The sequence below is a fragment of the Roseiarcus sp. genome (assembly GCF_052145395.1).
GTDB lineage: Bacteria > Pseudomonadota > Alphaproteobacteria > Rhizobiales > Beijerinckiaceae > Roseiarcus.
In genome coordinates, this window is sequence record NZ_JBKQOT010000294.1 from 1 (window position 1) to 7,925 (window position 7,925).

5 protein-coding genes and 1 pseudogene are annotated in these 7,925 nt (G+C 62.3%); 4 read left to right on the top strand and 2 right to left on the bottom strand.

Annotated features, from left to right (window positions below):
• The 4 genes and pseudogenes from ACLP25_RS09890 to ACLP25_RS09905 form a co-directional block, all read left to right on the top strand.
• Window positions 1–231, top strand: a pseudogene (locus ACLP25_RS09890) (transposase); the annotation flags it as partial.
• On the top strand, window positions 214–1,086 hold the full coding sequence (locus ACLP25_RS09895) for an L-histidine N(alpha)-methyltransferase (RefSeq protein ID WP_442469032.1): 873 nt from the start codon (window positions 214–216) through the stop codon (window positions 1,084–1,086). The pseudogene ACLP25_RS09890 and the gene ACLP25_RS09895, both read left to right, overlap by 18 nt.
• Before the next feature lie 160 nt (window positions 1,087–1,246).
• Window positions 1,247–2,323: a transaldolase gene (tal, locus tag ACLP25_RS09900; RefSeq protein WP_442469029.1), complete on the top strand. Its 1,077-nt coding sequence runs from the start codon at window positions 1,247–1,249 to the stop codon at window positions 2,321–2,323.
• 175 nt (window positions 2,324–2,498) lie between these two features.
• Entirely contained in the window at window positions 2,499–3,032 is a 534-nt protein-coding gene (locus tag ACLP25_RS09905; protein ID WP_442469030.1) for a carbonic anhydrase, read from the top strand.
• A 407-nt stretch (window positions 3,033–3,439) separates the two neighbouring features.
• Here ACLP25_RS09905 and ACLP25_RS09910 read toward each other — a convergent pair whose 3' ends face one another.
• Together ACLP25_RS09910 and ACLP25_RS09915 are read right to left on the bottom strand one after the other, a co-directional pair.
• Window positions 3,440–5,824 (bottom strand): glycoside hydrolase family 15 protein, encoded by a 2,385-nt coding sequence (locus ACLP25_RS09910; protein ID WP_442469031.1) that lies wholly within the window; start codon window positions 5,822–5,824, stop codon window positions 3,440–3,442.
• A 104-nt stretch (window positions 5,825–5,928) separates the two neighbouring features.
• On the bottom strand, window positions 5,929–7,752 hold the full coding sequence (locus tag ACLP25_RS09915; RefSeq protein WP_442469033.1) for a transketolase: 1,824 nt from the start codon (window positions 7,750–7,752) through the stop codon (window positions 5,929–5,931).
• Between the last annotated feature and the right edge of the window lie 173 nt (window positions 7,753–7,925).

A 7,925-nucleotide genomic window follows, 5' to 3' on the forward strand; every position in this document is an offset into this window, starting at 1 on the left:
CCGGGTGGCACGTCACCGCGAAGCTGCAAGTGCCCGAAAACATGACGCTCGTCCCCTTGCCCTCCAAATCGCCAGAGCTCAATCCAGTCGAGAACGTTTGGCAATATATGCGCGACAACTGGCTCTAGAACCGAATCTTCAAAAGCTACGACGACATCCTCGAATCATTGCTGCTTCAACTGGAACAAACTGGTCGAACGCCCGTGGCTAATAATGTCAATCGGAACGCGGCTTTACCCACTCCCTTCAGCGAGGAGCCCGGATATCGCCGCGCTTGTTGGGCCTGGGCGGGCGGTCGTCGAATTCGGGTCTGGCTCATGTTCTAAAACGCCAATTCTGCTTACCGCGCTCAATCCAGCAGCGTACGTGCCCATCGACATTTCGGGTGGTATGCTTACGGAGTCGGCGACAAATATTTCGACGATATTTCGAGAGCTAGCAATACACGTGATCGAAGGGGACTTTACGAAAGCCGTACGGCTTCCGCCATGGGTCGAGCGGCTCCCTCGGCTTGGATTCTTTCCTGGTTCTACCATCGGTAACTTTCTCGTTCCCGAGGCCGTTAATTTGTTGCGGAGTATGGCGTCCACTTTGGGCGGCGGTTCGATGCTGTTGATCGGCGTCGACCGAATCAAGGACCAAAGCATTCTTTTGCCCGCATATAACGACGCGGCCGGAGTAACGGCTGCGTTCAATCGCAATATTTTACATCGAATCAACGGGGAGCTTCGCGGGTCGATTCCCGTTGACGCCTTTCACCACCTCGCACGCTGGAACGATGAAGAGGCGCGGATCGAAATGCATCTGAAGGCGGAACGGGATGTAGAGTTTGCAGTGGACGGTCATTTTTTTCGCATGGCCGAGGGCGAGACGATCCATACGGAAAATAGTTTGAAATACGGGCCGAGGGACGTCGGGGTTCTCCTTCGAGCGGGCGGTTGGTCGCCCACAGCGATGTGGACGGATCAAGACGAGCTTTTCACCGTCATTTTGGCTCAGGAGACCGCCACACTGTCCGGGACCTGGGACGGGCCTCAATCGGAGCGTGGCCGATCGGAGCATTCTCGCTGCCTCAGGGCGATCTGAAAAGGCGGGTCACGACCGTCTCTCCGAAGCAGGGACATCAGGCGAAGGATGCGGAGGCGCTTTCGCAGTATCAGCTGACCGAGTTGCGATCGACACGGATCCGACTTGGCGCGGTCGACCGCGTCGCGTTTTCGCCATTAAGAAATCTGGGAGATCGGACATGAAAGCCACCGAAAAACTGCGCGTCGCGGGCCAGAGTCTATGGCTCGACAATATCACGCGCGACCTGCTCACCTCGGGCACGCTGAAGCGCTACATCGATACGCTGTCGATCACTGGCCTGACTTCGAATCCCACGATTTTCGACCACGCCGTCTCCAAAAGCGCCGCCTGCGACTCGGATATCCACGCGATGACCAAGAGCGGCGTTGCAACCGAGAATTTGTTCTTCCAGCTCGCCATCGCCGATCTGCAACAAGCAGCCGACCTCTTCCGCCCGATCCACGAGCGCACGGCCGGCGTGGACGGCTGGGTGTCGCTCGAAGTCTCGCCGCTGCTCGCCTATGACACGCAGAAGACGGTCAAAGCGGCAAAATCCCTCCACGCCGCCGCGGCCCGGCCCAATCTCTTCATCAAGATCCCCGGGACGAAGGAGGGCGCGTCAGCAATCGAGGAGGCGATCTTCAGCGGCGTGCCGGTCAACGTCACGCTGCTCTTCTCACGGGCGCACTACGTCGCTGCGGCGGAGGCTTATATGCGCGGCCTGGAACGCCGGATCGCGGCGGGCCTGAGCCCCGACGTCCGCTCAGTCGCGTCGTTGTTCGTCAGCCGCTGGGACAAGGCGACGACAGACAAACTTCCAAGCGAGCTGCGCGATCGACCGGGGATCGCCATCGCGGGGTCAACCTATGCTGCCTATCGCGAGCTCATCGACTCCGATCGCTGGCAGAGGCTCGAGAATTTCGGCGCGCGCCCGCAGCGGCTATTGTTCGCGAGCACAGGCACGAAGGATCCGAAAGCCTCGGACACGCTCTACATCGGCGCGTTGGCCGCGCCCAACACCATCAACACGATGCCTGAAGAGACGCTCCTCGATTTCGCCGATCACGGTGATGTCGGCCGCCTTCTGCCACGTGATGGAGGGCCCGCGAGTGCGACGCTTTCGGAGATCGTCAAGGCGGGCGTGAATCTCGACGCCCTGGCGGCGGACCTCCAATCCGATGGGGCCAAGTCGTTCGACGAGTCCTGGGCGAATCTCCTAAAGTCGATCGCGAAATCGCGCTCTATTGGTGCGTGAAAGTAGACCAAATCTTAGCAGAGGCATCGGCGTTCAACCGATCCCCGTACCTCAATGCCTTTGCGAGATCGGCAAGTCGCCGGGCCGGCTGATCTGTGCGCAGTCGAACGCCTGTGGAGAAAGAAAATGAGCAAGTTCAGCGCTTTCGAGTACAGAAAACAACCCCGGATTCGATATGAACACCTTCGAGGGCGCGAACCAGGCCATCCCGATGAAGACACTTGTCATTTACTGCTTTGACCCTCGGGCGGCCGAAATCCCACAGGCCATCGCCGAGTATTTTGGGGACGAGGTCTATCCCGGTGAAAACATTCTCGACGAATCTGGCAATCGGATTGGCCACACAAGGACACTATTTACCGAGACCAACGCGGGTGGGCGCGCTGCCTTCGCGCTAGAGTCCGTGGCGGCCATGAACTATATATTCAGCGTTCAGAATGTCGTCGTGGTTCACCACTCTTTCTGCGGCACGACGACTCTAACGCCCGAGCTGCTCATCGAGGAGTTCCATGATCATTATCATACTGATATCACAACGATGTTTGATCACGATAGCCTTGCCATCATGGATTTCGAGATGTCGATCAAGCATGATATCGCGTTGCTTCGTTCGAGCCCTGCTGTGCCGAAGCACATCAAGCTCTACGGCTTCTTCTACGAAATCAGTTCCGGCAAGTTGACCGAGGTGGTGCGGGACATTCCTGCATAGATCGCAGTGTAAACGAGTGAGTGCAGCGGTGCGACGATACGTTGCGACGCTGCGCCAGTGTGATATTGCCTTGGTGGCGGGCGCACCCTGTTCGAAAGTTTCAACGGCAGGCCGCCCCTCAAGCACACTCAAGGCAACGTCGGGCGTCAGGACGCTCCTCGGCGGAACCGCGAAGACGTGGGCCGCGCGCCCACCAAGACTCTGGTCGCGAGCGCTTGTGCGGCCCATCTCGCGCGGCGCGCCGCCGACTACGGAATCAGCGCCGGGAGCGGTCGGCGTCAATTTCGCCGCCGTCATTGGCCGACTCGGCTCGAAGGCGCTGCGGTTTCTCCGCCCGGCGATCTCATAAAATCGACCGTGACGTATCCCTCGGAATTCAGTTATTCGCCCCCTGCTTATGTCTGGGCTCACGGCGCAATGACGCGCGCCTCAAAATCCTGCCCGCGCCAGACCTCGTCGGCTTTCCGGCGCCAGGTGAAGACGAGGTTGCCGCCCGGCTCCATTCCCGCCGTCGGCAATTCTGCGACATGCAGGCCAAGGCCCGTGTCCCTCGTCGCGACGTCGGCCTGGCTCTTCCAGTTGTCGCGCGTGTAGCGGACAATTGACTCGTCGGGGAGATCGAGCCGCAGCGTCTGGCCGGCCAGAACGTTGGCCGCGGGGCAATCCTCGCGCCACGGGCGGCAGCGGGCGGGCCGTTTCTTGGCGAGGTAGCGGCGCATCGCGTGGGGGGGCATGTCGAACACCCTGCCATCCGCGAGCGAGCGCAACAGCTTCACATATTCCGCATGCGCCCAGACGAGGGGCATCGCTGAGCCGGTCGGTTTTCCGGGCGCGAGCCCCCTTTCGGGAATGGGCGCGGAGTCCCACACCTGCTCGGGGATGAGGCCGCCAGGACTGGTCTGCGCCTCGATCGTCGCGAGCAACGCCTCCGCCTCCTCGCGCTTTCCCGCCGCAAGCGCGTAGTGCGCCCGTTCGCCCGCCAGGAGCGGCCAGACGCGGCCGATCCCGACTCCGTCGAAGGGACTCCCGCCCGCCTTCTCACCGTAGCCGTCGAGGTTATAGCGGCGCCAGCCGGAGCCCTGGGGCAGTTCGACCTTGAGCAGGCGATCGATGACCGCGATCGTGCTGAGCACGCGCGGATCGTCGGGCGCCCTCAGCCCGAACCGGACGAGCGCGATCGCATCCGTGCTGATGAGTTCGTCCGCGGCGATCGCTCCGCCTCCCGCCTCATGGTTGCGCACCTGGATCATTCCGTGAACGTCCGGGCGCCCCATCACGGGAGATTCGGGCGCCACCCGTATGTAATAGCCAGCGACGCCGGCTTCCCGCGCGAGCGGCGTATCCTTGACATAGATCCAGTCCTCGATCTGCTCGTTCCAGGCGTCGGCCGTGTCGCGCAGCAGAGCTGGCAACTCCTCGACGTCGCAGGCTTCGGCGATCTCGGCCGCGGCGAGCAGCCCCGCAATGGCGACCGCGAGCGTGAACGGCGTATAGCCAGCGTTCTCCTCCCAGCGGTCTTGCTTGGTTCTGGGTCCGGTGCGCAAGACGAAGCCCGCCGCGCGCTTGACCATCGGCCAGAACGGTTGCAGGTCCGGAGGCCCAAGCGCGCCCTCGCGTCGGGCCATGTCCAGGAGCAGCACGGGGAAGGCGCACTCATCGAGCTGCACGCCGCTCCAATAGGGCGCGCCGTCGAGCCAATAGTTCTGCCCCCACGACCCGTCTCCCTCCTGGGTCGCCCGCAGATAGCGCAGGATTCGGCGGACCTCGCTGCGCGCGCCGCACGCGAGCAGCGCGCCGGCGGTTTCGCACAGATCGCGGGGCCAGACGAGATGGTAGCCCCCCATATCGTCGTCACCCTTGTTGAAGCCCCACGGAATTGACAGGCTGGCGATGACGCCTCCCGGGAACGTCGGCGTCTCATGAACACGAAGCAGGTTGGCGCTCACCCGATAGATGTTCTGGCCATGAGCGCGCCGCTCCATCGTGCGCAAGCCGGATTGCCAGGCGCGCCAGCCGGCCGAATAGTCATTCAAGATCGTCTCGAAGGGGGTCATGCTCGACGTCCGGGCGTGAAAGGCGGCTTCCGCCCTGGTTCGGCCGAAACCGACCGCGAGAACCGAGGCGCCGTCGGCTCCCATGGCAAGCTCAGCGGACAAGGCGACGTTCCCATCGGTCGCTGTGTCGTACTGGTCGGTCAGCCGCCGATGGTTGCGAAGCTGCCGCCATCCGTCCGAGACGCCGACGAAGCCGACGGACCTGGCGAGGAACGGCGGGCTCGCCAGCATCGCCAGATGCGTGCCGCCGCCGAGAGCGCAAAGCATCTCGTGTCCCTTGTACTCGCCGAGCTGGCCGTTGTTGTGCGCCCCCGCGTTGATGAGATGCGGCGCGAGCAGAGAGAACACGCGGAGCCCCGCCCTGGAGGAGTCTTCGAGGCGAATGTGCAGCACGATCGAATCGCTGCGTGGGTCCGCGATCACGCGATTGATCATCCGGAATCGGCCGCCGCGATGCGTGCTCGTCAGCTGGAAAGCGGGAACCCCATCCTCGATACGTTCGACGACCGTCTCGCAATCGCGCTTGACCTCGGCGAAGAGAGTGTCCCCGTCGGTGACGATGAGCCCGAGATCGCGGACGCAAGCTTGGTCAACGCGTGGGTAGTAGATTTCATTGACGATGCCGTGACTGATGGTGAACCATACCCGGCTGCCCTCGCTGAGGGCGGCGCCGACCCCGTCCTTGGCGCTTGATGTCCACCGAGCCGGAATTCCAGGCCACCCGGGCGCTTCGACCATCTCCTCCTCCCAAAAGCGCCGTCCTTTGCGGCAATGCGAGCCGCGATTGATCGGGTTGCCGTGGTCGGGCTCTTGGCCGATCCGTGCCCCTTGGCTTGCGCGGCCTATAGAAGGCCCTTCACCGCCTCAACAACGTGGCGCGCAGAAATGCCAAACGCATCGACAAGCTCATCGGGTTTACCAGAATGTGGCAGGCCGTTCACAGCCAACAGTTTGAATTTTGCAGGCGCCGCTCCCGCGGCAACCAAGGCATGCAACACGGCCTCGCCTAATCCACCCTCCGGCCAATGATCTTCGACGGTCACCAGCCGGCCGCCCGTCGCGCCGACCTCGGCGGCCAGCGCCTCGCCATCCAGAGGCTTCACGCAGTAGAGATCGATCACGCGAATCGCAACTCCCGCTGGTCTCAGTTGATCCGCCGCCTTCAGCGCTTCGTGCAGGGTCACGCCGGCGCCGATCACAGTCGCCTTGTCTTCCGCGCTCTTGCGCAGCACTTTGAAACCCGGAATTGGGAATTTCTCATCGTTCGAATACAGAATGGGCATTTTCGGTCGCGAAGTGCGCAAATAGTTGATGCCCGCGCGCCGAGCCATCGCCTCCGTCAGGCGCTCCGCCGAGACGGCGTCACTCGGATAGAAAACAGCCGAGCCATGCACCGCGCGGAACATGCCGATATCCTCGAGCGCCATCTGCGATGGACCGTCCTCACCGATCGAGACGCCACAGTGCGACCCGCACAGGTTGATGTTCGCGCGGCTGATGGCCGCCATGCGCACATTGTCATAGGCGCGCGAAAGGAAGCAGGCGAACGTGTCGGCGAAGGGCGTTTTGCCGCGCGCCTGCAATCCTACCGCGACGCTCACCATGTTCTGCTCGGCGATATATCCTTGCCAAAAATGGTCCGGGTACGCGTCGCCGAATACCTGCGAAAAGGTCGAGTTTTTCACGTCGCCCGATATGGCCACCACGTTGGGGTTCGCAGCTCCCAGCCGCTTCAGCGCGAACCCGTACGCCTCGCGCGTCGCCACCTTCGCATCCTTGGCGTAGTCCGGCGCCGCGGGAGTGGCGAATTCCGGCGGCTTCGGCAGTGAGGTTCGCTCGAACGATTTTCCCGGGTCGGGCAGGACCGTCGGTCCGCCGCCCTTTTCCTGAATCGCGGCGGCAAGCTGTTCCTTCGAGAACGGTTTGCCGTGCCAGTTCAGTTTGTCGGCGACCAGGCTGAAGCCGTGGCCCTTAATCGTTCGCGCCACGATGGCCTGCGGCCGCCCTCTCACGGTCTTGGCGCGATCCAGCGCCGCGAGCACCGCGGCCACGTCATGTCCGTCAATCACTTGCGTATCGAAACCTTCCGACTCGAATTTCAGCCGGTAGCGTTCCATGTCGTGCTGGTACATCGTCGGCTCGCTCTGGCCGAGCCGGTTGATGTCGGCAATCACTGTCAAATTATCGAGATTGTAATGCGCAGCGAACGCGGCGGCTTCCCAGATCTGTCCTTCCGCCAATTCGCCGTCGCCGGTAAGCACGTAGACCCTTGTCGGACTCTTATCCAGCCGCGCGCCGATCGCGAGGCCCGAGCCTACCGAAAGTCCTTGGCCCAACGACCCCGTCGCGGCGTCCACGCCATGAATCCGGGGCGTCGGGTGGCCCTCCAACTCGCTGGTGAACTGCCGCAGCGTCATCAGCCGCGAAACCGGAAACACGCCCGCCTCCGCCAGTGCGGCGTAGAGCAACGGCGCAGCGTGGCCTTTCGAAAGCACGAAACGATCGTTTTCATTCGAGTTCGCGTTCTTCGGATCGAACTTCATCGCGTGAAAAAACACTCCGGCCACCAGCTCGGCGGCGGACATGCACGAAGTCGGATGCCCCGAGCCTGCGGCAGTCGTGGCCATCATCGAGTAGATGCTCAACAGCTTGGCTTTTTCCCTGATTGCGTTGACGGCGCTGGCTCAAGGTTCCGCGGACGAATAGGCGCTCATGTCGGCTCCTTTCGAATTGCGTTAGGATGGTGCATTCAAGTCTCGCCCACCGGGGCGAACATTGAGGAATTCCGGAGGAAGTCACACAGCTGGAAGGACAAACTGGACACGGTCGCTCACGCGCC

Coding starts and splice junctions, on each gene's coding strand:
- ACLP25_RS09895 (WP_442469032.1), top strand. CDS start 214: ATGTCAATCGGAACGCGGCTTTACCCACTCCCTTCAGCGAGGAGCCCG.
- tal (WP_442469029.1), top strand. CDS start 1,247: ATGAAAGCCACCGAAAAACTGCGCGTCGCGGGCCAGAGTCTATGGCTC.
- ACLP25_RS09905 (WP_442469030.1), top strand. CDS start 2,499: ATGAACACCTTCGAGGGCGCGAACCAGGCCATCCCGATGAAGACACTT.
- ACLP25_RS09910 (WP_442469031.1), bottom strand. CDS start 5,824: ATGGTCGAAGCGCCCGGGTGGCCTGGAATTCCGGCTCGGTGGACATCA.